General features: G+C 35.5%; 23 protein-coding genes. 7 read left to right on the top strand and 16 right to left on the bottom strand.

From position 1 onward, the window contains the following. Positions 1 to 3 precede the first annotated feature (3 nt). The 8 genes from G634_RS0108130 to G634_RS0108095 all read right to left on the bottom strand — a co-directional run bounded on the left by G634_RS0108130 (position 4) and on the right by G634_RS0108095 (position 7,914). Positions 4 to 1,032: an ABC transporter substrate-binding protein gene (locus G634_RS0108130; protein WP_051233770.1), complete on the bottom strand. Its 1,029-nt coding sequence runs from the start codon at positions 1,030 to 1,032 to the stop codon at positions 4 to 6. Positions 1,033 to 1,159: 127 nt separating this feature from the next. Beyond that, positions 1,160 to 1,780, bottom strand: a complete 621-nt coding sequence (locus G634_RS0108125; protein ID WP_026504869.1) for a recombinase family protein — start codon at positions 1,778 to 1,780, stop codon at positions 1,160 to 1,162. 181 nt (positions 1,781 to 1,961) lie between these two features. Then, positions 1,962 to 4,532 carry an ABC transporter permease gene (locus G634_RS0108120; protein ID WP_026504868.1) on the bottom strand — a complete coding sequence of 857 codons (2,571 nt, stop codon included), beginning with the start codon at positions 4,530 to 4,532 and terminating at the stop codon, positions 1,962 to 1,964. Then, positions 4,532 to 5,224: an ABC transporter ATP-binding protein gene (locus G634_RS0108115; protein ID WP_026504867.1), complete on the bottom strand. Its 693-nt coding sequence runs from the start codon at positions 5,222 to 5,224 to the stop codon at positions 4,532 to 4,534. Before G634_RS0108115 ends, G634_RS0108120 begins: the two co-directional genes overlap by 1 nt. A gap of 118 nt (positions 5,225 to 5,342) precedes the next feature. Beyond that, positions 5,343 to 6,341 carry a sensor histidine kinase gene (locus tag G634_RS0108110; protein WP_026504866.1) on the bottom strand — a complete coding sequence of 333 codons (999 nt, stop codon included), beginning with the start codon at positions 6,339 to 6,341 and terminating at the stop codon, positions 5,343 to 5,345. Between the two features lie 5 nt (positions 6,342 to 6,346). After that, positions 6,347 to 7,051: a response regulator transcription factor gene (locus tag G634_RS0108105; protein WP_026504865.1), complete on the bottom strand. Its 705-nt coding sequence runs from the start codon at positions 7,049 to 7,051 to the stop codon at positions 6,347 to 6,349. 14 nt (positions 7,052 to 7,065) lie between these two features. Further along, on the bottom strand, positions 7,066 to 7,365 hold the full coding sequence (locus tag G634_RS0108100; protein ID WP_026504864.1) for a hypothetical protein: 300 nt from the start codon (positions 7,363 to 7,365) through the stop codon (positions 7,066 to 7,068). A gap of 21 nt (positions 7,366 to 7,386) precedes the next feature. Then, positions 7,387 to 7,914: a hypothetical protein gene (locus G634_RS0108095; RefSeq protein WP_026504863.1), complete on the bottom strand. Its 528-nt coding sequence runs from the start codon at positions 7,912 to 7,914 to the stop codon at positions 7,387 to 7,389. Between the two features lie 227 nt (positions 7,915 to 8,141). Here G634_RS0108095 and G634_RS0108090 point away from each other — a divergent pair, with 227 nt between their 5' ends. From G634_RS0108090 to panD, 4 genes are all read left to right on the top strand, one after another. Beyond that, entirely contained in the window at positions 8,142 to 8,990 is an 849-nt protein-coding gene (locus tag G634_RS0108090; RefSeq protein ID WP_026504862.1) for a Rossmann-like and DUF2520 domain-containing protein, read from the top strand. A gap of 3 nt (positions 8,991 to 8,993) precedes the next feature. Continuing rightward, the gene (panB, locus tag G634_RS18495; protein ID WP_051233769.1) at positions 8,994 to 9,863 is read left to right on the top strand and encodes a 3-methyl-2-oxobutanoate hydroxymethyltransferase; all 870 of its coding nucleotides are present in this window, start codon (positions 8,994 to 8,996) and stop codon (positions 9,861 to 9,863) included. A 541-nt stretch (positions 9,864 to 10,404) separates the two neighbouring features. Then, positions 10,405 to 11,250 (top strand): pantoate--beta-alanine ligase, encoded by an 846-nt coding sequence (gene panC / locus G634_RS0108080; protein WP_026504861.1) that lies wholly within the window; start codon positions 10,405 to 10,407, stop codon positions 11,248 to 11,250. Positions 11,251 to 11,264: 14 nt separating this feature from the next. After that, positions 11,265 to 11,651, top strand: coding sequence for an aspartate 1-decarboxylase (gene panD / locus G634_RS0108075; RefSeq protein WP_026504860.1), 387 nt, complete (start codon positions 11,265 to 11,267; stop codon positions 11,649 to 11,651). Positions 11,652 to 11,811: 160 nt separating this feature from the next. Here panD and G634_RS0108070 read toward each other — a convergent pair whose 3' ends face one another. The 3 genes from G634_RS0108070 to G634_RS0108060 all read right to left on the bottom strand — a co-directional run bounded on the left by G634_RS0108070 (position 11,812) and on the right by G634_RS0108060 (position 16,689). Continuing rightward, entirely contained in the window at positions 11,812 to 13,599 is a 1,788-nt protein-coding gene (locus G634_RS0108070; protein ID WP_026504859.1) for a carbohydrate-binding protein, read from the bottom strand. Positions 13,600 to 14,169: 570 nt separating this feature from the next. Continuing rightward, positions 14,170 to 15,276, bottom strand: coding sequence for an alginate O-acetyltransferase AlgX-related protein (locus G634_RS0108065; protein ID WP_026504858.1), 1,107 nt, complete (start codon positions 15,274 to 15,276; stop codon positions 14,170 to 14,172). Positions 15,277 to 15,291: 15 nt separating this feature from the next. Next, positions 15,292 to 16,689 (bottom strand): MBOAT family O-acyltransferase, encoded by a 1,398-nt coding sequence (locus G634_RS0108060; RefSeq protein WP_026504857.1) that lies wholly within the window; start codon positions 16,687 to 16,689, stop codon positions 15,292 to 15,294. 277 nt (positions 16,690 to 16,966) lie between these two features. Between G634_RS0108060 and G634_RS0108055 the strand changes: the two genes are divergently transcribed. From G634_RS0108055 to G634_RS20265, 3 genes are all read left to right on the top strand, one after another. Further along, positions 16,967 to 17,587 (top strand): ECF transporter S component, encoded by a 621-nt coding sequence (locus G634_RS0108055; protein WP_051233768.1) that lies wholly within the window; start codon positions 16,967 to 16,969, stop codon positions 17,585 to 17,587. A 486-nt stretch (positions 17,588 to 18,073) separates the two neighbouring features. Then, the gene (locus G634_RS0108050) at positions 18,074 to 18,751 is read left to right on the top strand and encodes a response regulator transcription factor (protein WP_026504855.1); all 678 of its coding nucleotides are present in this window, start codon (positions 18,074 to 18,076) and stop codon (positions 18,749 to 18,751) included. Beyond that, positions 18,741 to 20,024: a sensor histidine kinase gene (locus tag G634_RS20265; protein ID WP_051233767.1), complete on the top strand. Its 1,284-nt coding sequence runs from the start codon at positions 18,741 to 18,743 to the stop codon at positions 20,022 to 20,024. The genes G634_RS0108050 and G634_RS20265 overlap by 11 nt, the downstream gene beginning before the upstream one ends. Positions 20,025 to 20,045: 21 nt before the next feature. On the opposite strand, the gene rsgA is transcribed toward G634_RS20265, so the two are convergent. From rsgA to rsmB, 5 genes are read right to left on the bottom strand one after another with little or no spacing between them, the layout of a single operon-like run. Continuing rightward, on the bottom strand, positions 20,046 to 20,957 hold the full coding sequence (gene rsgA / locus G634_RS18485; RefSeq protein WP_035799356.1) for a ribosome small subunit-dependent GTPase A: 912 nt from the start codon (positions 20,955 to 20,957) through the stop codon (positions 20,046 to 20,048). Between the two features lie 44 nt (positions 20,958 to 21,001). Continuing rightward, positions 21,002 to 23,068, bottom strand: coding sequence for a Stk1 family PASTA domain-containing Ser/Thr kinase (pknB, locus tag G634_RS0108035; protein WP_026504854.1), 2,067 nt, complete (start codon positions 23,066 to 23,068; stop codon positions 21,002 to 21,004). Next, positions 23,069 to 23,803, bottom strand: coding sequence for a Stp1/IreP family PP2C-type Ser/Thr phosphatase (locus G634_RS0108030; protein ID WP_026504853.1), 735 nt, complete (start codon positions 23,801 to 23,803; stop codon positions 23,069 to 23,071). It abuts the gene before it with no gap. Beyond that, entirely contained in the window at positions 23,799 to 24,878 is a 1,080-nt protein-coding gene (rlmN, locus tag G634_RS0108025; protein WP_242826792.1) for a 23S rRNA (adenine(2503)-C(2))-methyltransferase RlmN, read from the bottom strand. Before rlmN ends, G634_RS0108030 begins: the two co-directional genes overlap by 5 nt. Positions 24,879 to 24,905: 27 nt before the next feature. Further along, complete coding sequence (gene rsmB / locus G634_RS0108020) at positions 24,906 to 26,282, bottom strand: 16S rRNA (cytosine(967)-C(5))-methyltransferase RsmB (protein WP_026504851.1); 1,377 nt, start codon at positions 26,280 to 26,282, stop codon at positions 24,906 to 24,908. Positions 26,283 to 26,291: the final 9 nt, after the last annotated feature.

The following is a 26,291-nucleotide window of genomic DNA, read 5'->3' as shown; positions in this document are numbered from 1 at the left end:
TCCCTAATACCCTCTCAAAGATAATTCTGATAAATCCTGCTCATCACAAAAATACCCCTCTTTTGGATGAATAACCTTTTCTACCTTTTCACCATTTTTAAGCTTAGTCGCTGTATCCATAAGTTCTTTGCCCAGCATAGGCGTACACTCAACAACGCAATTAATTTTTCCTTCTTTGAGAACATTAATTGCTTCCTGCCCAGCATCTATTGATATAATCACGATATCTTTGCCTGGAAGCAGTCCTGCCTTTTCTATTTCAGGAAGTGCTCCAAGAGTCATTTCATCATTATGACTGAAAACCACATCAATTTCTGAGCCATATTTTTTCATTAAATGACGCATGCACTCGGCTCCGCAGCTTTTGAGAAAATCACCGTTTATGCTCTCTATCACAGTCATTCTGGAATCTTTTTTTATAGTATCCATAAATCCAGACTGTCGCTTTCGCATAGGGGTAGAATCTTTAGTTCCTGTTATTTCCACTATTTTGATTTCTTTTTTCCCGAGAGAATCTGCTTTTCTAATAAGATAGTCAGCCGCCATTACTCCTTCGTTGTAAAAATCCGCACCTATCTTGCAACTGATAAGATCAGGATTATCTGTACTGATATCTCTGTCTACCAGAACAACCGGTATTCCTGCATCTTTAGCCTCCAGTAGTACATTATCCCATCCTTCTTCCACTATTGGAGAAAAGGCAATCACATCGACTTGATATGCTATAAAACGCCTTATTGCCGCAATCTGATCCTCTTGCCTTCTATTACCATTTTCCATCATAAGACTTACTTTAGAAGCCTTGGCCTTATTCACAATGTCCGCAGTATTGCCGCTTCTCCAGGCACTTTCCGTACCAAGCTGACTAAATCCAAGTAATATGTTCTGTGATTGAACTTTGTCTTTGTGTGGCGAACATCCAGAGATAATAATAGAACTAATAAGAACTGACAAAATCAAGGCTTTTTTGCCCGAATTCGAAACAGCAGACTTTTCTAAATCAACTGTTTTTAAAAATCCACCAAAAAACATATGTAACCTCCCAAAAAGAAAAAATGTGATATGACTTCTACTTTCTTATTACTATCAATGCACATATTATTCTTAACCCTTAATGCTATGTTAGCATAAAATGGTGCTTTTTTCTTTGAAAAACAGATCACTTTTTTGTCGCTTTATTTTCATAAATCTCTGCCTTATATCTAAAAGAAGATACTGGCATTTTCAGGCTTTTTGCAGCATTCGTAGCAGTTATTTCTCCGCTACTGTATTTTTGATATATATCAGGGAAATTTTCAGGAAGAGGCTTTGAGGGTCTTCCCATTTTAACTCCCCGCCTCTTTGCTGCTGCAATTCCCTCTGCCTGTCTTTGACGAATTAATAGATATTCATTTTCTGATACATATGATAGTAAAGCCAATATCAAATCGCTAATAAATGTACCTAGAAGATTTTTTTCTGCTCTTGTATCAAGGATAGGAATATCTATTACGACCACATCGGCCTTTTTCTCTTTGGTGATTATCCTCCACTGCTCGCACAAATCTTTGTAGCTTCGTCCTAGGCGATCAATGGATTTTATATAGAGGACTGACTTTTCATCAAGCTTTTTTAACAATTTTTGATACTGAGTTCTCTCGAAATTTTTACCGGTTTGTTTATCTACAAAAATATGACTTTTCGGAACTCCTTTTTCTTTTAACGCGATAAGTTGTCTGTCTTCATTCTGCTCTTTTGTTGAAACCCGTGCGTATCCAAACACTTTTTCTTTCTCTTCCATCATAATCTCCTTTCACAAAAAATACTCCCCTCTAGGCTATACAAGATTTTTTTAATTATCTTGTCAGCTTAGAAGGGAGTATATTTTCAAAAGATAGCAGGTATACTCCAAGTTGTATATCGTAGATGTAATAGCAAGTGTTAATTGAAAGATGCTTTAGAATTCAAGGTACTTTCCTTATTTAACAAATATCTTCCTTTAAAACAGCAATTATCTCATCATTTTTTATTTTTGAAATACTAAGAAGCATACTAAGTCCTATCACTGCAAATACAGCTACTATCACTGCCAGATATGTCACAATATCTATTTCAAGAGGCATGCTGGCGTTTGCTTTCTTAATCATTGCAGATGATAATAATAATGATAATGGAATTCCTATTACAAGCGCTCTTATTCCATACAAAACAGTTTCAAGTAAAATCATCTTCTTAAAACCTTTCTCTGTCATTCCTACAGAGCGCAGCATTGCAAACTCTTTTCGTCTCATGATAACTCCTGTCGAAATAGTATTAACTAGATTTGCAATAACAATAAGCGTAATAAGAGTTGTAAATCCGTACATTACTGTTTTTAGAATTATCATTACCGCCTTCATTATGCTTAGACTTTGTTCCATATTTCCATATGTATAATTGTGATAATCCCCCTCGTCCATCATCTTTACAATTTCATCATAAAGCTTTGTAGAATCATTTGTCTCTATAGCCAGAGTCCTTGTAGCTAGGGAAGTTCCAATATTTTCTTCATATTTTTGGCCAAAAGTTGTCTCAGGAACATATATAGCTACTGCGTTTTTGGGAATAAGATTAAACAGATAATTATCCTTGTCATATGCGACAAAATCATCAATTTTCACCTTAGGAGGATTTCCTTTTTCTTTGTCATAGTGAAGTATCTGTCCTAAAATACCGTTATTAAATACCGATTTTTTTCCTGATTCTCGATAATAATCGTTTAGAAGAACGCCCTTTAATTCACTTCCAAAATAGCCTTCTTCTCTAATTCCATTTTTTCGCAATAGTATTCTAAAATCCTCGTCTTCAACTGCAACCACAAAAAATCTTTTTTCTTTAAAAATATTCTTGTATCCTTCATTAAGATAATCTGTATTTAAGATTTCATCATTTGCAGGTATATACTTAGGATCATTCTTATCAGGCTTAAAACTGTAATTATAAAAATCTGTAAAATAGCACTTTGTCACTAGTTCATTTTTCATAATATCCTGCTTTAACCTATCACTGTCTTTAATAGACGATGACACATAAAGCTGATAAGGAATATTTAATTCCATGCTATTATTTTTTTCAAACATAGAAGTAAAATTTGTTATCGTAAGGAACATAACAATAGAAGCTACTATAGAGATAGTAATAACTGTTGATTTAGAGCCATTTCTTTTTATATTTTTATAAGCAAGCTCACCTTCATATCCGAATATTTTCCTGATAACAGGACTTGTCTTTAGTTTCCCGGCCTTGACCTTAATACTATTACTTTGTTTTAAAGCATCAATTGGCATGATTTTTGATGCCCTTGCAGCAGGTACAACTGATGATAGAAAAATAGTTAAAGAAGATAATAGTATAATGAGAAAAAATACGGGAAGCGGCGCATTTAGTGATACGTCTCCTATCTCATTTCCACCTTCTAACATTCCGACAGAGAGCATGATTTTTCCAAGTACTCCTATTGTAAAATAAGCTCCTATTAGTCCTATTCCTATGCCTCCTGCAATTCCGAATAGTCCGAGAATAGCACCCTCGTAGTAGATAGAGGCTCTTTTTTGTTTTCTTGTTGCTCCTACACTTGCAAGCATTCCTAAATATCGCATTCTTTCTGTTAGTGACATCCCAAATGCATTGTAGATAAGAATAACTGAAGTTCCTATTATTATAAACAGTGCTATCATTCCAGCCGGGATAATACCTGCAATACCTTGAGATTCTTTGTTAAAAGAAAAAACACTGACTAAGTATTCTGAATTTACCGACGAAAGTTTCAGTCCATGATCTTTGGCTATTTTCTGTAACCTAGTATATGCAGTATAATCACATTTTTTCAGACAAATTTCGACAGTGTTTTCTTTGGGTATATTTCCATCTTCCAGCAAAAAAAGAACTCCAAAACCTTTTGTTGGACTGTTTCCATGAAGTATGGCGGTTACTTTACATTTTTTTCTTGCAACTGTATTAAACTTTTCACTTGAGTGGTAATTTCCTCCCATAGCAATTTTGTTGCCATCACTATCGAGAATGTATCTGCATCCAAGTTCAAGATTAATCGTACTTCCAACGCTAAGCTTAAGCTTATTGTTAATAAGAAGTCTTTCTTCAACTGCTACCTCATCTTCATTTGCAGGAAGTTTTCCATCATAATCGCAGACTATTTTATTCTTCATGCACTGTTTATCCATAAAAAGTGCATTTCCAAGTCTAAGTCTTTCAGCTTCATCAGAATCTACACGTATTCCGCTTATACTTGCTTCTTTTCTTGTAACAGCAACGCTTTTTATCCTGTCATCTTTATATAGACTTTCTACTTGAGCCTTTGTCAGGTTATCAAAGCTTCCATGCCAATTTCCTTCTTCATGCAAGGCTATTTTGCCAAAGAAATTCAGGAAAGATGTGATTCCTACGAGCATAGTCGTTATAAGGGCAGTTGAAGCAGCAATTCCCAATATAGTAACGATTGTTCTTTTCTTATTCTCTTTAATATGTCTTAGGGTAAGTGTATATATGATATTCATCAGGCACTCACCTCAGCTTTCCCTGTATCTTTGGTAATTCTTCCATCTTCAATGGTAATAACTCTGTCAGCAGAAAGAGCTATTCTATCATCATGAGTTATGATAATAACTGTCTGATGATTTTCCCTGTTAAATTTTCTAAGAAGCGTGATAATCTCTTTACTGTTTTCTGTATCGAGATTTCCCGTAGGCTCATCTGCAAGTAGTATCGCCGGATGATTCATAAGTGCTCTTCCTATCGATACTCTTTGCTGCTGCCCTCCTGACAATTGACTTGGCAAATGAGTAAGTCTATTCCTAAGTCCCAGTTTATCTACCAGACTGTTAAGAAGCTTTTTATCTGGTCTCTTCCCGTCTAGAAGAATTGGTAGTGTCATATTCTCTTCCACATTCAAAATCGGGATAAGATTATAAAACTGGTATATAAGTCCTATATTTCTTCTTCTGAAAATGGCAAGCTTTGTCTCATTAAGCTTCCCAATGTCAGTTCCCGAAATAATAACTTCTCCTTTTGTTGGAACATCAACTCCTCCTAGAATATGCAAAAGAGTTGACTTTCCTGATCCTGACGGTCCTACTATCGCCACAAATTCGCCTTGTTCAACATCAAAAGAAACATTCTTTAAGGCATCTACCCTTGTTTCACCTTTTCCATAAACTTTACACAGATTTTTTATTTCCAGAATTTTCATCATTTCCTCCATTCTCAAGTAACACAGATTTTTTTCATTATTACTATTTGCCTGTTTGAGAATAGAATAACCAAACCACCTTACTTTAAAGTGACTTATTTATTACAATTTAGTCACTTTAGATAATCGTCTTATAGAATCTTATAAAAAAGCTGCTTCCTTCGCCTTTTTTACTTTCCACCAGAATATCACCATGCTGACTTAAAATAATAGTTTTAGAAAGTGCAAGTCCTATTCCTACACTGTCTTTTCCAGCATTCTTACCTTTATAGAAACGTTCGAAAATATGCGGAATATCCTCCTTGTCAATTCCACATCCGCTATCAGATATTATTATCTGTTTGAAAATATTTGTTTCCTCTGCTCTTATAGAAAGGCTTCCCCCTTCTTCCATATGCTCTATGCAGTTTTTAATAATGTTCTGCAAAGCTTCAACAGTCCAGTTTTTATCACAGCTTATATCTATTTCTAAACTGTCTGTACTACATTTTATATTCTTTAATTCCATCTGAATTTCAAAAGCTTTTAATGCCGATGCTAGTAGATTCTTACATGATGTTTCTTCTTTTTTCATCGTAATAGTCCCTGCATCTATTTTGGAAAGTTTCAAAAGAGTCTGTATAAGCCAGTTCATTCTATCGAGCTGATCTGATTGAGTTTTAAGAAACTTTCTTTGCTTATCCTTATCATCTTCAGCCTCAAGTAAATCATTCATAACCATCATAGATGTTAAAGGCGTCTTTAACTGATGACTGATATCAGCAATTGCATCAGCAAGCCTTTTTTTATCCTGAAGGATAAGTTCTCTTTGATATTTTAATGTTGTGGTAGTTTTATATATATTAGATTTTAGAATAGATAGTTCTCCCTCTTCCTGACTTAGTATATCAGGAACCTCATCACCCGAAAGAACTTTTACCAAATACGAATTTAGAGCCTCAATATTCTCATACCTTTTTTTAGTAAAAATAAAAAAAATAAATATAAGAATAATTCCCAGTATTGTTGTTAGTAGAAAAAGTGTTTTTCCTCCTATAAAAAAGCCTGCAATACCAAATACTATAGTAACTATACTGGAAATTGAAAAAACTGTCTTGTTTTCTTTATTATGCAGCATATCTGTCACCTTTCCATGATATATCCTAGACCTCTAACTGTCTTTATCAGCTGCGGATTTGCAGGATTTTTCTCTATCTTATCCCGTAATCTTTTGATATAAACGGTGAGCGTATTATCATTTACAAAGTCTCCGCTTACATCCCACATTTCTTCTAGAATACTATTTCTAGACAAAACTGTCCCCTTGTTATGACAAAACATAAGTAAAAGCCTATATTCAAGTGCAGTAAGTTCTACGCTTTCTTCTTTGCCTGTCAGAACATTTTTAACCAATACTTTGGCTTCATTTGCATAAATTGTTATATTGCCGGCTTTTATAATATTATCATCATTTTGTGATGACTTATCCTTACCACTTCTTCGAAGAACTGTACGTATTCTCGCCATTAGTTCATTAACTCTGAAAGGCTTGCAGACATAGTCATCTGCACCTAGCTCCAGTCCCATTACCACATTAACTTCAGCATCATTTGCTGTCAGGAATATAATAGGAACATCTTCTTTTTCTTTAATAAATCTGCAGACATCATAGCCATTTCCATCAGGTAAATTGATATCAAGAATACATAGAGAATAAAAACCTTTTTTCCAGTCTTTTAAAGCTTCTTTCTGCGATTTTGTAAGAATCACTTCATATCCTTCTTTTTCAAGAGAATATTTCAATCCCATTCCAATTGCATCATCATCTTCCAGTACGAAAACTCTCATAATTATCGCTCTTTCTATTTTCTTTCCCCAAGGCCGTAGTTAAGAATGTCGTTATAAGACGCATTTGCCCTTTCCGCTTCCTTTTTGGCATGCCATGCATCTATATCGCTGCATATGGCAAGCATTTCATCTACTATCAGTTCTGCACTTTTTGGTTTTACATTTACCAGATATGATTGCATCCTCTCCATTGCCTTTGGACTTCCAAGTTGCCTTGCAATGCTATCTCCCAGTTCCTCTGGGAATCCAAGCTTTATTATAGTGCCAACAAGTTCATCTCTTGCTGCTAGCCACTGTTTTCTACTATCTGCCATAAAGCGTTACCTTTCTTCAAGTCATCCAATCATGCGTATCAGCATCAAGATGCTGCATATAGAAAAAATCACTGTTCCTGAAAGTGCTATATTATAAAACCAATTCTCAATGCCATTAACTTCTTCCTCCATAGACCAGAATTCAATGTTATTCTGAACAAAAGGAAGCTGCAAATAAAATGTACTTCTATGATCTTTTTTATCATCTAACACGTTCACATAATATCTTCTTAGATCACCTGGTTCAGGCTTTTTCTCAGGTTTTACAAATAGGTTTCTATTCATACTATATGTCCCTACTATATGAGCATCATGAAGCACAATATCTTTATAATTCATGTCATAGGTACAAACGTACATTGCCCTATCGCTATTTGTTTCATCGTCATGCGCAAATACTTTTCTTACTTTGATGCATGTTCCTGTCAACAAAATTCCCTCCTTGCATCTATTTCTAATCCCCGCAATCATTTTGAAATATAATGCAAAGAAAATCGCCGCAGATATTGTTGCCACAATACCTACTACTGACATTACCATATTATTCACTTTTTTCTCCCCTTAAACTTCCTTTACTATTTGTCAAAAACAACAGACAAACCGTAACAATAATTCTATCATATCACTTGAATCTTAATCAACTTGATGCTATATTATCCTTCGGATGGTATTCGATAAAGAAACTATACCTATATGAAACTTTAAGGTATAACTGCATGACGAGCTTGTATCTTTTTGAACGAGACAGTATCACCTTTTACATGGGAGGTGATGTCATGAAAGTTGGTTTTGTGGGTGCTGGCAAAGTAGGTTTTTCTCTTGGAAAATTTCTCTCTGATGCCCACGTTAATATTAGTGGCTATTATAGCCGTTCGCTGCATTCTGCTAAAGAAGCGGCAATTTTTACTAATTCAAAAGTTTTTAATGATTTAAGTACATTGATTTATGAAAGTGATGCTGTTTTTCTGACAGTTCCCGATGATGCTATCGCACCTGTATGGGAATCAATGAAAAAATTACCCATCTCTGAAAAAATGATATGTCACTGCAGTGGTTCATTATCCTCTAGAATCTTTTCTGACATTGAAAAGCTTGGAGCTTATGGCTTTTCAATCCATCCATTACTGGCAGTATCTGACAGATACGTTTCATACCAGAATTTTTCAAATGCTTTATTTACAATCGAGGGAAGCGCAGAAAAACTTGATTTTATGCGCAGTTTTTTGGTGCAGGCAGGTATAAATCTGACGGTCATAAATGCTGATGCCAAGGTTCGTTACCATGCATCTGCAGTTATTGCTTCAAACCTTGTAGTAGCACTCATCAAAACAGCTGAAGACGAGCTTATTAAATGCGGTTTTACTGAAGATAATCTTCAGAAAGCACTTGCTCCTCTTATAACGCTGAATGTTTCAAAAGTTCTTTCCATGGGTCCTGAAAAAGCTTTAACTGGTCCTATTGAAAGATGCGACCTTGGTACCGTTCAAAAACACTTGGATATCCTTGATGAATCAAGCAAAGAGATATATACTTCTCTATCCAAAAAAGCTCTCGAAATAGCAAAGAAAAAGCATACAGAATATGATTATTCAAAAATTGAAAAACTTTTATCAGAAAGGGAATAAACAATGAAAAACACAGTTACTACATTACAGCAGATGAAAAGAGATGGCCAGAAAATCAGTATGCTGACATGTTATGACTATACTACAGCCTGTCTTATGGAAGAGGCTGGAATAAACGCAATTCTTATCGGTGATTCACTTGGCATGACTATGATGGGTTACAGTGACACTCTCCCTGTAACAGTTGATGATATTATTCACCACTGCGCATCTGTATCTAGAGCTCTCAAAAACACTTTCCTTGTAGCTGATATGCCTTTTATGTCATATCAGGCATCAGTTGTTGATGCTGTAAAAAACGCTGGGAGGCTTATCAAAGAAGGTCATGCTCAGGCTGTTAAGCTTGAGGGCGGTGCAAGTGTATGCGAGCAGATTAAAGCTATCGTTAAAGCTGATATCCCTGTTGTGGCACACATCGGTCTTACTCCTCAGTCTATCAATGCTTTTGGTGGTTTCAAAGTTCAGGGCAAAAACTATGATAGAGCATTACAGCTTCTTAGAGATGCTAAGGCAGTTGAAGAAGCAGGTGCTTTCATGGTAACTCTTGAATGTGTTCCTGAAAAACTTGCAACTCTTATTTCAAACGAACTTTCCATTCCTACTATCGGCATTGGAGCAGGAAACGGATGCGATGGACAGGTTCTTGTTTATCAGGATATGCTGGGCATGTTCACCGGCTTTAAACCTAAGTTTGTTAAGAGATTTGCCAACATTGGTGAAGATATGAAAAACGCTTTCAAAGCATATGATGCAGAAGTTAAGTCCATGGCTTTCCCTGCAGAAGAACACAATTTTGCAATTGATGAAAAAATCATCGCTGATATAGAAAGAGAAGAACTTTCGGTAGATGCTGACGAATCTCTTTGCAGCTAATATCTATAGGTTCTTGTTTTCATCAGGAAAATCAAGAACCGTACCAGACCAAAATTTGTCGTTAAGACAAATTTTGTCCTGCGAAGCAGGATTCTTGCTGATGATTATCCTAAATCTCAGCAAGAAGTCATAGGTTATTGTTTCTATATAGTCCGTTTTACTGTTTGTATATTTCGTCGCAGACACGCTTTTTCTTGACTATAAACGTAGTGGTACATAATGCGCTAAAAAACAGCGCATAAGTAAATGCGGCATAATTTAAACACTTTTAAATTATGTCGTCTGCCGTAGGCAGATTTAAAGGCATTATTTATGCCTTTAAACCCCAGACCAACGTTTATAAACAGTTCTGCTCATGAAATATTACAAGCCAGTAAAACTAATCTACTAAGTATTCAAAACAATAAAGTATAGATTTTTGGAACGCAGTGACAAAAATTATTAGTCGGTTTTACTTTATATATTTTTAGTTGCAGACACATTTTTTCTTTTAGGTAAAAACATAAATATATTGTATTAGAAAGGATTGTTTAAAAACATCATGAAAATCGCACATACAATTGATGAAGTAAAAACTCTTGTTAAAGAATGGAAAAAGGAAGGACTTTCTATAGGTCTTGTACCTACTATGGGATATCTTCACGAAGGCCATGCAAGTCTTATCGAAAGAGCACGAAAGGAAAATGACAAAGTTATCGTCTCAGATTTCGTTAACCCTATTCAGTTCGGACCAAAAGAAGATTTAGCAACCTACCCAAGAGATTTTGAGGCTGACTGCAAACTTTGCGAAAGCATTGGCGCAGATCTTATTTTCAATCCAGAACCTTCTGAAATGTATGAGAACAACTTCCATTCTTATGTTGGAGTTAACACCTTATCTGAAGGTCTTTGCGGAAAGAGCCGTCCTATTCATTTCAACGGTGTATGCACTGTTGTCAGCAAACTTTTCAATATTTCTGAAGCTGACAGAGCATATTTTGGTCAAAAAGATGCCCAGCAGCTTGCAATTGTAAAAAGAATGGTTCGTGACCTTAACTTCAATATAGAAATAATCGGATGTCCTATTATCAGAGAAGAAAGCGGTCTTGCAAAGAGTTCTCGAAACACTTACCTTTCTGATGAGGAAAGATCAAAGGCTACTATCCTTCATAAAGCGCTCGAGATGGGCAAAAAAATGATTGAAGATGGAGAAAAAGATGCCTCCAAGGTCATTGATGCAGTTAAAAACATGATTGAGTCTGAGCCTCTTGCAAGAGTTGACTATGTCGAAATCGTTGATTGGAATGAACTTCAAAAAGTCAATACAATAGGCGGTCCAATCCTTATGGCTATTGCAGTGTTCTTCGGTGAAAAGGTTAGACTTATTGATAATTTCATCATGGAATAAAAGGGGTTAAAAAAATGAATTTAACAATGTTAAAAGGAAAAATCCACAGAGCAGTTGTAAAGCAGGCAGCTCTTGATTATGTTGGAAGTATAACTATTGATGAGGATCTTCTCGATGCAGCAGGAATTCTTGAGTATGAGATGGTTCAAATCGTTGATGTTGAAAATGGCAACCGTTTTGAAACTTACACTATTGCAGGCGAGCGCGGAAGCGGAATGATCTGCTTAAATGGAGCCGCTGCCAGACAGGTGCAGGTAGGGGATCATGTTATTATCATGTGCTATTGCCAGGTTAGTACAGACGAAGCAAAAACTCATAAACCTCAAGTAGTCTTCGTAGATGATAATAACCTTATCTTAAAGAAAACAAACTACGAAAAGCATGGAAAACTTTTGCTGTAACCTATTGCATACAAAATGCGTACAAAAGCAAAACTCATCGACTAAATATGCATAACCAAAAAGGGATGCGATACCCTAAAAGTACCGCATCCCTTAACTCTTTTCATAGGGTCTTGTTCTTTAACAACCGTCTTGCTCTTTCTCCAAATACTCCCCGTTATTACTCGAACGTATATGAGATTGTGCTGTGTGAAGCACCATTTCCGATGATACCAAACTGAATTGTAGCACCGTCTGTAAGCGTTGAATTCCATGAAAGAGGTGTGATTACATAATAATCTCCTTCTTCTGTAATATTTACACACCAGCTCTGTGCAATATTTACATCGCTCTTTTTGAGCTTGAGTTTCCAACCATCAACTGTCTTACCAGTCTTGTTGGAAATCGTAAAGTTTACAAGATATCCTGAACCCCAATCATTGATTGTATAATCAAGACCAAGCTCTTTCCTTTCCGGATCTGGTTTTACTGGATCTGGTTTTTCTGGTGTTGGATCTACTGGCTGTGGATCTGGCTTTTCTGGTGTCGGATCTACTGGCTGTGGATCTGGCTTTTCTGGTGTCGGATCTATTGGCTGTGGATCTGGCTTTTCTGGTGTTGGATCTTCAGGTTGTGGGTCTGGCTTTTCTGGTGCACTCTTTGCTTCCCATGTGGAAATTGTGCAAGATCCAACCTTTCCTAAGAAAGTAATTGTCTGCTTACCTTCAACCTTCTTCATCTGGCCATATACTGTCTTATACTGACCATTTGTATTAGAAATCTTAATTGAGCCGAGTACTTCACCATCTGCGCCGCCATTTCTAACTTCGATAATAGCAGGCTTTTCTGATTTAACTGTAACACCAATTAAAGCAAGTCCTTCACTGAAATTAACGTCTTTAACTGTGAAATAATCTCCTGCATCAAAGCTGGAAACAACTTTTGTTCCGTTATCCTCGATGATTTCGATTCCTGAACTTCCGAAGTTAAGTGTTGCAGGAACCTGTCTGTATGGGGATACCGACGGACCTGATGGATTTGGATTAGGATTAGGATTTGGGTCTGGAGCTGGTGTTTCTTCAGCCTTCTTACCTTCTGCAATCCAGTTGTCGACAGAAACATTTCCCATCTTACCTACGAATACAATGTTGTTCATGCCTTCGAGGTTTTTCATTGTTCCTGTGAAGGTCTTATACTGACCATTTGTATTAGAGATTTTGATAGAACCAAGCAATTCTCCATCAGGAGTATTAGTTCTAACCTCGATAAGTCCCATCTTATCAGACTTTGCTTTTACACTGATTTTGGACAAACCGTTCTTAAAATTAACATTTTTAACAAGGAAATAGTCACCTGCTTCAATTCCAGAAACAACCTTTCCCCCATTATCCTCTATAACTTCAACGCCTGAACTACCAAATATAAGTTCAGCTTCGCGAGTATTATAAGGATCAAGGGATGGTCCTGTTGGCTTTGTACCTGGTTCAGGTGTCACTGTACTTTCCTCAGCAGCTTCTGCAGACCAGCTATCAATTGCACAATTTCCCATCTTACCTACAAATGCAATTGTTTCGCTTCCTTTAATGCTTGTCATTTTAGCTGAGAACTCTTTATATTCTCCCTTTGTGTTTCCAATCTTGATAACTCCAAGGGATTCGCCTTCAGCTCCACCTTTTCTTACTTCGATAAGTGATGCTTTGTCAGACTTAGCCATGATGCTAATCGTCTTAAGACCACTTGAGAAATCGACATCTTTTACAACAAAATAATCACCTGTTTCGATGCCGGATACAGCTTTAACTCCATTGCTTTCTGTAACAACTTCTACACCTTTTGTTCCAAAATTAAGTTCAGCCTGAACCGTCTTATATGGATTGATGTGTGGGGCTGCATTTGCTGTCATAGTTGGAGCAACAGTAAGTCCTGCAGCCAAGAAAATACTTAATATTACGGGTACCTTTCTCTTCATTGTAACTATATACCTCCTTTGGTATCTTTTGTCTTAATACTTCCGTAAACGTTTCGTATCACTCGAGCGAATTAATTGTAACAATCACTTAACATTAATACCACTCGTTTTTTGCTGTTTTCTCCTCATTTTTTGCTATTCAGGTCATTTTTCTGCTATTTTAGTTCATATTACTAATATTTGCGCATGTATTTATCATTATTTATCGCTCAATTAATTTCTTTTTTATTGCAATTAATTTTCATAATAGTATTGTAGCGAAATATTTTCATCTTTTTTTCGAATTTTTTCGCGAGAATCATAAATATTATTTATAGCAATAATGTTTCCTGACTAGTGTAATGTCTCATTCGTTTTTAGACCAAAAATGAAGTGTTATTTTAATATGCAAGGAATCGGATTGAGTCGTAGAAAGCTACGGCGATTGATGATGACAAGGATTATAGAAATAATACAAGTCATTAGACAAAATAAGAACAAGACATTACACTAGTTTGCATTACAAATTTGCACACTAAAAAGGCCTCAAAAATTTAATTTTTGAAGCCTTTTAAATAACTCATTGTTTTGTTAATTAATTCTAAATCCCAATGACTTACGAAGATTTCTTTCCACCATTTCATAAACCACAATGTTGGGATCCTGCTCTAAAAAGTTCTGATAATTGTATTGTCTGACATGGATAAAGTAACTATCATTAAACTGACTAGCTATATATGGTGCCATAGCTGATGCAAATGAATCACGAATCATATAAATTTTGCGACAATCAGCCTGTTCTGACTTAAAAATAAAGACATTATCAGGATCTATTTCAATCGCCTGCATATTGTGGCCATTATATCCGACTACGCTAAAATCCATGTCTTTATGCGCCATGAACTTATTCAGATTAAGAAGTTTTGCCAAATCGCCCATATATTCATTTGATTCTTCTATCCTTATTTTATCACTTGCAATATCAGGCATTTTTATTCCCAGCTCATGTAAAAGTGCAGCTGCACCAACATATCCGCCTATCATATTCCAATGTGTATCTGTTTTATACCAGATATTCTGTTTGAGCTCATTTTTTGCTTTTATCAGCTCTGCATATGGATACACAACTCTTAAATCTGTATTTTTTCTGGCATATTCATAAAACTGTAATGCTGCGTATTCTTCTGCTGCCTCGCCATACCTTGCAGGCATATATTCCGAATATATTCTTTCCTTATTAGGTGCTATAAAGATGATAAATTCCTTGCCCTGACTAAGCAGATAATCTCTTTGCTTTATAAAATTATCCGTCATCTGCCTTAGTTCTTCGTTAGTCAAGAGGTTTGTTCCCTGATAACATCCAACAGGGTCTCCATCTTCATATTTTGAGTAAAACAACCAATCATTTTTACCCGGTATTACATATGGGCTTGATGATTTTTTGAAAATATAAAAATCTATCGCAGTATTAATAGTAACAAGTTCGTTTCTAAATGGAATATGATCATTAAAATACGAATTATACTCTGATGAATAAGTATCATAGTTATCAATAGATAACTTAGGCTTAGTCGCAAGATTTCTGTTCTCATTGCTTTCTTCTGACATTTTGTCTCCACAAAAAAGCCATGCAACAGAAACAGCTAAAAGCACTATAAAACTAGCAAAAATCATAATTGATCCAGTTTTCTTTTTCACGTTCTCTCTCCTTGACTAGAATTGGAAATAAATAAACGGATTGTAAGTATCACTTGCAATTGATGCCATACACAATCCAAGTATTACTATACAATAAACTGCTTCGAGAACAGAATCTTTGTACTTATTACTGATTTTTTCAGGAACTGTTCTTTTCAAAATACCCATTCCAAGAACTGCACAGATTCCTATAAAAAAAGTTTTCTCATCAAAATATTTCCACATTGGCACTTGAACATTGTTGTATTTCCACGGCATCAGCATTCGTCTTAAATACCTTAGAGCTTGAGTTGTATTATCTGCTCTAAACAATACCCATCCCAAATTTACAACAATAAACGTATATATAAAACCTATAATCTTTGACTTTGCAAGAATTTTTTTAAATCCAAGTCTTTCTATTATAGTAAAAAAACCATGATATATTCCCCACAATACAAATGACATATCTGCTCCATGCCATAAACCTGTAAGAAGAAATACTATAAAAAGATTAAAATATGTTCTTCCTTTTCCTTTTCTATTTCCTCCAAGTGGAATATATACATATTCTCTAAACCATGAGCCAAGAGATATATGCCATCTTCTCCAAAATTCAGTGATAGATTTGGAAAGATATGGATAATTAAAGTTCTCCAAAATATCAAAACCGAACATTTTACCAAGGCCTATTGCCATATCTGAATATCCTGAAAAATCATAATATATCTGGAATGTATAACACACAGCGCCTATTATCGCCATCTTTGTATCAATAAGTGATGCGTCATAAGAGTATATTGTATCTACACAAAGTCCAAGAGTATTTGATATCAGTACTTTTTTTCCAAGACCATAAATAAATCGCTTGAATCCAGACGAAACTTTATCAAAGGATAAACTTCTTTTCTCAATCTGTTTATTGATATCTCTGTATTTAACAATAGGTCCAGCTATAAGCTGAGGAAAAAAAGAAATGTATAACGCAGTATTAACAATATTCTTTGAAGCCCTGGTATCATTTCTATATACATCAGCTATGTAAGAAATTGCCTGGAATGTAAAAAATGAAATACCTATCGGAAGTTCAATATTTGGTACATCAAACAGCTTTTTTTCTGCAATATCATTTAAAGTGCTTACAAAAAATCCTGAATACTTATAATAGCCCAAAAATGCCAGGTTCAAAGCAACTCCCGCTACAAGGAAAGCTTTTCTAATGTTGCCTTCAGAATTCGAAATTAAAAGACCTGTCAAAAAATTTATAACAATTGAAAACACCATCAAAAGTACAAGGTATGGTTCTCCCCATGCATAGAAGAACAAACTCGATAGTAACAAAAACAGATTTGATGTGCCCTTTTTTATAAAAAAATTCATTATAAAAACAATTGGTAAAAATAAAAACAAAAAAACGGCAGAACTAAATACCATTACTTACAACCCCCTAAGGTTTTCTAGCATCGCTCAATACCTGCTTTTTTCTAAAGCAACGCAGGTTACTCCATATTAAGCAACAAATTATATTCTACCATATTTTGATCATACTTGAATTATTATTTTGCGCAAACTGGTATTATAAAAAATAAATATATTGGCACTATAAATATATCCAGATTATTTTATACTTGTTACAACAAAGCAAAGATGTCCAACATACATCTAAGATAATTCAACATAATTTTAATTAACATTATAAGGAGGCTTTATCATGGCACAGGTTAATAACGCAACTCTTGAACAAGCAGCAACACATGAAAATTCCGAAACAGTAAGAAAAATTGCTTTTGCTGCTGTCTTTGCAGCTCTTACATACGTGGTGTTTACTTTCCTTTCTATACCGATTCCTGTTCCAGGCGGTCAAGTTTCAGTTCACTTGGGGAATGCATTCGTAGCATTAGGCGCACTCCTTCTAGGAAGCTTATATGGCGGACTTGGCGGCGCAATTGGTCTTACAATTGGTGACTTGATTAATCCAGCTTATTTGCCAGAAGCACCTATAACTTTTATTATTAAATTACTTCTTGGTATTCTTGTGGGCATAGTAGCTCATAAGTTTGGCAAAATCACAAGAATAAACGACTCCAAAAAAATAACATTTTGGACAACAATCGCTGCTTTATCTGGAATGATTTTTAATTCTGTGGCAGATCCTTTACTTAGATATTTTTATAAAATTCTTATTCTCGGAAAGCCAGCTGCAGAGGTAAGTTTTGCTATAAACCTTGGAGTAACTATTCTTAACAGCGTCGTTTCACTAATAATCATAGTTGCTCTCTATCTTGCACTTAGAGTTCCTTTGAAAAAAGCAGGTCTTTTCTTCAAACTATAGGTTATTGTTTTCATCAGGAAAATCAAGAACCGTACCAGACCAAAATTTGTCGTTAAGAGAAAAGATGAGTTCTGATGGCTTGTAATATTTCATGAGCAGAACTGTTTATAAACGTTGGTTCTTGGGGTTAAAAGGCATCAATGATGCCTTTTAATCTGCTTTTGGCAGACGACATAATTTAAAAGTGTTTAAATTATGCCGCATTCTTATGCGCTGTTTTTTAGCGCATTACGAACCATTACGTTTATAATCAAGCGAAAGCGTGTCTGCGACGAAATATACAAACATCAGAACAGATTATATAAAACAAAAAACTATAATAAGATGATGTTTTTCATAATCTGTAAAAATATATATTCTCCCTTGAAAGTCAGGCGTTATGCCTGACTTTTTTCTTTCAGTATTTTTTCAGTTACAAATGATAATCTTTTCAATGTAAAAAAATGTCGATATTATATATAAATAAAAACTTTTAGAGGTTAAACTATGCGTATATTAGTTATTGAAGATGAAAGACTTTTGGCTGATTCTATTGTTGCTCTTCTTAAAGGCGACGGGTATCAGGCTGAAGCTGTTTACGATGGACTAGATGGCCTATCTCAAGCTAAACTTGATATTTATGATTTAATAATTCTTGATGTTATGCTTCCTGGTATGAACGGATTCCAAATCGTTAAGGAACTAAGAAATAATCACATTGGTCTTCCTGTTTTAATGCTGACTGCAAAGGCTGATTTGGATGACAGAGTAAGAGGTCTTGATCTTGGAGCTGATTATTATTTGACAAAGCCATTTGAATCCATTGAACTTCTCGCCTGTGTACGTGCTCTTCTTCGTAGGCAGAAAGAAGAAGTCAATGAAATTACTTTCGGTGATCTCCATCTTGATTTGTCAGGAATAAGTGTCAGCTGTAACGGCGAAAGTCTGCGATTATCTTCCAAGGAATTTGATGTACTTAGACTTTTAATGCAAGCTGGTTCTTCCAATATTCCCAAAGCCCGAATTTTGGATCAGGTTTGGGGTTATGACTCGGAAGCTATAGAGAACAATGTCGAGGTTTATATTGCATTTCTTAGAAAAAAACTTCGTAATCTGGGAAGCTCTACCAAAATCGTTGCTATGAGAAATGTTGGTTATCATCTGGAGATCGAGAATGAAAACTAAAAGAAGTATTATTAAACGCTTTTTTAATGCTATCAAATATATAAATCGCAATCCCATGCTCAGAAAGCTCCAATTCAGATTTATTATAATATTAATGACTATTGCTTCTGTGCTTACTTTTGCTCTTCTCTACACATTTAATGTATTTAGCCGCAACTCTGTTCAAGATTCACTTCTTGCAGGCATGGAGCGTATAGCAGATAATCCTGAAGGAATACTCTCTGATGATTCTAGCTTTGATTACTATATTTATTCAGCTTTTTTTGTTGATAACAATGGAAATATCCAAAAGATTTTAAGCTCATATTATGATGAGAAGTTTATAAAAAAAGTCTATGATACCATAAACACTCAATGGGACAACAATAATTACACATTCGTCATCCCAAGATATGCTCTTTCATATTATTATAAATACTCTGATGATGGTTGCTGGTACATTGTTACTGACTGTTCTTATGATATAGCTTATCAAAAACAAACTACCAGAATATGCATAGCTTTATTTATATTGTCTCTTATAATATACTTCTTTGTTGCGCTTTTATTATCTGTATGGCTGCTTATGCCTGTTCAAAAATCCTGGAAGCAGCAAAAAGAGTTTATTGCAGATGCTTCTCACGAGTTAAAGACTCCTCTTACAGTCATACTAACTAACGCTGAGTTATTACAAAACAAGAACTTTTCGGAATATGAAGTTCAAAAATTCAAGAGTAACATCTTAACTGAAGCTCACCAAATGAAGTACCTTATAACTTCTCTTTTGGATTTGGCAAGGATTGACAGAGGACTTCCAAAAGAAAATTTTGTAGACGTTAATTTTAGTAAATTATGCGAAGATGAGTCACTTATTATGGAGGTTGAACTCTTCGAAAGAGGTCATTTGTTAGAATCTGATATTGAAAAAAATATTCATGTAAAAGGCGATTTTGGAAAACTTAAAGAAGTAATAGAAATACTATTAGATAATGCCGGTAAATATGCATCTTCTCAGAGTAAAATACTATTTAACCTCAAAACAGAAAACAACAAGGTTACTATGAGCGTTTCTGACTATGGAGATCCTATTCCAAAAGAAGAACTTCATAAGATTTTTCAACGTTTCTACAGAATGGATTCTTCCAGAACTCTTAATGGCAGTTACGGACTCGGTCTTTCTATTGCTCAGGAAATAATAGCTCAACACAAAGGAACTATCTTTGCTGAGAGCAAAAACGGTTTGAACACCTTCTATGTACATTTAACACAAATTTCGGGAAGAAATGCGCACTAATCGCGCATTCTTCCCGAATAATTAATACTCTCTTTTGTTTTTGCCATAAACTTTCTTTTGACTCTTTAAATCCTCATATAACATTTGATAATTCTCATATCTTATATGTGAAATCAGACCTTTTTCTACTGCATTTTTAACTCCGCAGTCAGGTTCTGAAATATGTACACAGCCGCCAAAACGGCAACTTGGCTCATAATCTTCAAACTCAGGATAGTACAAAGGAAGCTGCGCGATTGTAACATCTTTAAGATACAAGGACGTAAATCCAGGTGTATCACACAGATATGTATTATCTCCAATTCCATTTAGATGGAACAATTCGCTATGCCTTGTAGTGTTCTTTCCGCGCAGTATTTTTTTAGATAACTCACCCGTTTCCATATTTGCCTGCGGATGAAGAAGATTTAGTAGCGACGATTTGCCCACACCACTTGGCCCAGCTAAAACCGTTGTCTTTCCTTCGAGTCTTTTCTTTAACTCATCTATTCCCTTATTCTGTGCTACACTTATGAACATTACTTCATAACCGCATTTTTCATAGGTTTCACGAAGTTCCTGCTGTTCCTTCTCGCTTGCTATATCCTGTTTATTAAAACAAATCAAAACCGGAAGATTTTGTTGTCTCATCATTATCAAAAATCTATCCAGCAAATTGTAGGATGGATTAGGATGTACTATTGCAAAAATAATAAGTGCCTGATCAATATTAGAAACCGGAGGTCTTAATAATTCATTTTTTCTAGGCAAAATCGATATAACATTTCCTGTAGCATCATCACTTGAAACTATATCAATTTCTACGATATCGCCCACCATAGGTTTTATCTTCTGCTGCCTAAAAATCCCTTTAGCCCTGCATTCATATAGTTTTCCATCAGTAGCATCCACATAATAAAAACCTGCGATACCCTTTATAATTCTTCCTTGCATGAATCTCCATTTCTATCTTTTACAAATTTAGGCATTAACATATTTTAACCTTGTGGCGCAAATGTAAGTGGTCTTGTAACAGTCTGTCGTTGAACTGCTCCACCTGTCTGCTGGCCTGTTGCTGGATCCGTACTAATCGGAAGCGTAGCATCAAAACTCATTTCAAGTGTTCCGGTTCCAGACGTAATACCTGTAATTTGAGAAACCTGATAAGGAAAATTTGTCACCTGTGTATTCAACAATTGAGTCCCATCAGCAGATGTAATGCAGATAGTTACTACTACTCCATTTGAATAATACTGATTTTCAGTAGGTGCTTCAATTGTTCCGCTATAAGAATATGTTGTAACTGCGGTAGCAGGACCTATAGAAACTTCAAGCGTAATGGATGAACTTGTTGAAACAACTGTTTCTGCGGCAGGAGACTGCTTAATTATCATCCCAGTCTTAGCTGCATCATTATCATTAACTTCAACAATAGTAATTTTATTATCACTAAAACCTTTTTCTATAAGTGCAAGTCTGGCAGTTGCCTCATCCATTCCTACAACTCCCGGCATAGTAACTTTCTGGCTCTGACTTAAAGATGCTTTGGTACTTGCAACATTTGAACTGCTAAGTTCTTCCACTGCTTCTTTACTCTTATGCTCGCCAGTGCTGACTTTTAAAATAATAGTCTCGCCTCTTTCCAAACGGTCGCCAGCCTTTACACTCTGTCCTGTAACAACATTTCTTTTCTCAGCTGAAGTTACATCATCTTCCTTTTGCACTACATATCCGTACTGTGAATTTTCTCCCGAAAGTATACTCTTTGCTTCAGCAAATGACTTTCCAAGTAAATCCGGAACTGTCATTCCAGACTGTGAAGCTCCGGTACTAGCAGTGCTACTTGAAATACTCGAATCTTCTCCGGAATTACCTCCAAACAGGCCAATCTGGCTTCCAACCATAAATATAACAATAATACCGACCAGAATAAGTGCAACAACCGCCATCACAATTATAAGCCTATCCATGTTATCTTCGCTTCTTCTAGGCGATGTCTGTTCCTCTAATGCATACTTTTTAGGTGTTGACTCATATCGCTTATTTTCTCTTGCAATATATTCATTATTTTTTCTAGGCCTGGCAGGCTCAACTTTCTTTTTCTCTTCAACTTCATTGAGTCTCATCTGCTCTGTTTTGGAAAATGAACCAGTTGTACTATGACGAATCATTTCTTGCTCGCCATCAGTTGCTATTCTTGTCGCACCTTCCGCATCAGGGTCGATTAAAACAACAAAATCTTCATCTGGAGTTATCAAGGATCTTTTCAAATCCTTGATTAAATCACCTGCACTTTGATATCTTCTGTCTGGAGATTTCTGACAGCATTTTAAAATAATCTTTTCTACGCTTACGGGAAGATTACTGGCATATTCTTTAGGATTTGGAAACGTTTCCTGAATATGCTTAATAGCTATTGCCACTGTCGTATCACCATTAAATGGTACTCTTCCGGTAACCATTTCAAAAATTGTAACACCAAGTGAATAAATGTCACTCTTGGCATCAGAAAAACCACCTCTTGCCTGTTCTGGCGAGGTGTAATGAACTGACCCCATTACATTGCTTGTAATAGTATTACTAGATGCCGCCTTGGCAATACCAAAATCTGTTACTTTAACTTTTCCATCCTTACTGATCATGATATTTTGTGGTTTTATATCACGATGCACAATTCCATTTTTGTGAGCAGCTTCAAGTCCCATTGCAACTTGAATTGCAATTGACACCGCCTCACGCACAGTAAGTCTTTGTTTCTTCTCTATATATTTTTTCAAAGTGATGCCATCAACAAGTTCCATTACAATGTAATGAATTCCCTTATCGTTTCCGACATCATAAATATTTACGATATTAGGATGCATCAGACCTGCTGCAGCCTGAGCTTCTGTACGAAATTTATCTACAAAATTCTGATTCTCTGAGAACTCCTGCTTTAGTATTTTTACAGCAACAGGACGGTTCAACTTATGATCCAGAGCTCTGTAAACATCGGACATTCCTCCTGTACCAATCTTTTCCTGTACTTCGAAGCGATCCCCGATGATCATACCAATTCTAATCATTTAAATTCCTCCCAGGGGTTCTATCAGTATTACCGCAATGTTATCTTTTCCGCCATTATTATTGGCAGCCTTAATAAGATTTTCTGCTTTTCCTGCAATGTCGTTTGGTCTCTGAATAATTGTGAAAATTTCTTTATCACTAACCATATTCGTAAGTCCATCCGAGCACATCAAAATCATGTCACCCGATTTAAGCTCTTCCTGGAAAAAATCTACATCAACATTTTCTGTTGCACCAATCGCTCTTGTAATAATATTCTTATCAAGATGATGGCGCGCTGTTTCCGGATCAATTCCACCCATACGAACCATTTCCTCAACCAATGAATGGTCATGAGTAATCTGCCGGATTCCATCATTATTTATAATATAAAGACGAGAATCTCCGATATTAGCAACCTGAAGATATCGCCCTATAATCGTAGCTGCCACAAGTGTTGTTCCCATGCCACTTAGTTTAATGTCTGACGCAGCTTTGGCTCTTAGTTTTCTATTTGCAGTTTTAATGGCAGCACTAAGTATCTTCACAGGACTTTGCTCAAATGAAAGACCTATCTCCTCAACAATAGTATCAACAGTAAATCTTGAAGCAAAGTCTCCTGCATTATGTCCACCCATTCCATCTGCAACAATAAAAACATTAGAAAGATTCCCTATCCTCTTCTCGGATGTAAAGACATAATCCTGATTCAGTTCCCTCTCTCTGCCTATATCAGTAATGGAAAACGTCTTAATCAAAATGTTCCTCCACTAAAACATGCCTGCGACGCAACTGACCACAAGCACCATCAATATCCCTACCCATTTCCCTTCTAATAGTAACATTTATTCCACTTTTTTCAAGTTTATTTTTAAACGAGATAGCATGTTCTCTGGTAGGCTCTACAAAATCACGCTCTTTTATAGGGTTTACGGGTATTAAATTAACAATACAGTTTATTCCTCTAAGCATCTTTACAAGCTCTTCAGCATCCTTGTCTGTATCATTTACACCTCCAACAAGAGAATACTCAAAAGTAAGCTGTCTTCTTGTTTCACTAAAATAATATTTGCATGCATCTAAAACTTCGCTTATCTCATATTTATTTGCTATAGGCATAAGTTCTTTTCTTTTTTCCTGATTTGATGCATGAAGAGACAATGCTAAATTTATCTGAAAATGATGACTTGCCAATTCTTTTATCTTAGGGACAAGTCCACACGTAGAAACTGTAAGGTTTCTTTGGCTCATATTCATTCCATTTTCATCAGTGAGCATTTTAATAAAAACAAGCAAATTGTCATAGTTATCCAAAGGTTCTCCAGATCCCATAACTACAACATGAGAAATCTTCTCTCCTGTTATTCTTGAAATAGCATAAATCTGATCAAGCATTTCACCAGGTAAAAGAGACCTTTCGACTCCGTCAAGAGTAGATGCACAGAACTTGCATCCCATTCTACATCCTACCTGTGAAGAAATACATACACTATTTCCGAATTTATACTTCATAAAAACGCTTTCAATAACATTTCCGTCATATAATTCAAAAAGAAATTTTTTGGTTCCATCAATTTTAGATTCCTGAACCGTTACCTGCTTTAACGAAACAAGTCTGAAATTTTCAGATAGTTTCGCCTTAAGGTTTTTAGGTATATTGGTCATTTCATCATAGCTTCTTGCAAACTTTTGATGCATCCACTGATACACCTGCTTTGCTCGAAATTTAGGTTCTGACAATGCCACGATTTCATCCTGAAGATTTTCAAAAGGAATTGACCTTATATCTCTTTTTTCTAATTCATTAACCGGATCTGATACCATAACCATTCAGATCATCCTTTCCATATTTCAAATTCAAATACGTCTGAGTTTTGCCATAAAAAATCCGTCAGTATTATACATACCCGGAATAAGTTTCAAATATCCTTCTTTTGCTGATTCTTCGCCTTGTAGTTTAACTGGCAGATTTTTGGTAATATCAACTCTTTCAAATGGCAATTCTTTACATATCCATTCAACAATCTCTTCATTTTCTCTAGAATTTAGTGTACAGGTTGAGTACATCATAATACCGCCTTTTTTCACATAATTCCAGGATTTTTGCACAATCTCTTTCTGCAATGAAGTTAGAGATTTGAGCATATCTTTTGTTACTGAGTACTTTATATCGCCCTTTCTGCCAATAATTCCCAAACCAGAACATGGAACATCAAGGTAAAGTACATCACATCTATCCTCAAGAAAATCATCATGGACAGTAGCATCAGCCACCTTGCATTCGACTATATCCTCAAGTCTCATTCTTTCTATATTCTCTTTTATGAGACTTGTTTTATACTCTGTTAAGTCTCTAGAATAAACTTTTGCAGCCCCTTTAGCTGCAGCATGCATTGTCTTTCCGCCAGGGGCACTGCACACATCAGCTACTATATCGCCTTTTTTTATTCCGGCAACTTCACTTACAAGCATAGAACTTGGGTCTTGAACCACCCATCTTCCTTCTTCAAATCCAGGAAGATACGTTATATTGTCTGTATGACTTAATTCATATGCATAGGAAAGAAGGTCATTTTTCTTTATGCTAAATTTCTTAATTCCAGTCTCGTGCATAAAATCTTCCATTTCTTTTGCAAGCTGTTCCATTTCACTAGCAGTATATCTCTCATCCATCCTGATTATGACAGGACGAGGAAAAAGAAAAGTTTTAAAAATCTGTTCTGTTTTTTCGTATCCATACTCAGACAAGAAAATTCTGCATATAAGTTCAGGCATGGAATAAGTTACAGAAAGAGCATTTATACAACTCTTTTCATCAGATTTTTTGGGAAGTGGAAAAATAATCTTATCTTTATATCTTACGATATTTCTAAGAACTGCATTTACAAAACCTTTCAGCTTTGCAAAACCTCTTTTTGCAGTAAGATTAACAGCTTCATTCAAGACTGCCGAATCAGGAACCTGATCCATATAAAAAATCTGATAAACACTTAGTCTTAATACATTACGAATAAGTGGCTTTTGCTTTTTGGTTTTAACACTTGCATACTGATCAATAATATAATCAAGTGTTATTCTTCTTTCAAGTGTTCCTTCACTTACTCTTTTTATGAAAGCTTTCTGCTGTGGGAGAAGGTAATCATACCTTAGCAGTACATTTCTTATAAGACTACGGCTGTTATTACCTTTCTCCATTTCTAATAAAATATCTAATACAATTTCTCTTTCGTTCATTTTAATCTC

The organism is Butyrivibrio sp. NC3005, assembly GCF_000424545.1.
In the GTDB taxonomy this organism is placed as follows: domain Bacteria; phylum Bacillota; class Clostridia; order Lachnospirales; family Lachnospiraceae; genus Butyrivibrio.
Note: the sequence above shows the minus strand (reverse complement) of the source record. Positions and strands in the feature narration are given on the sequence as shown.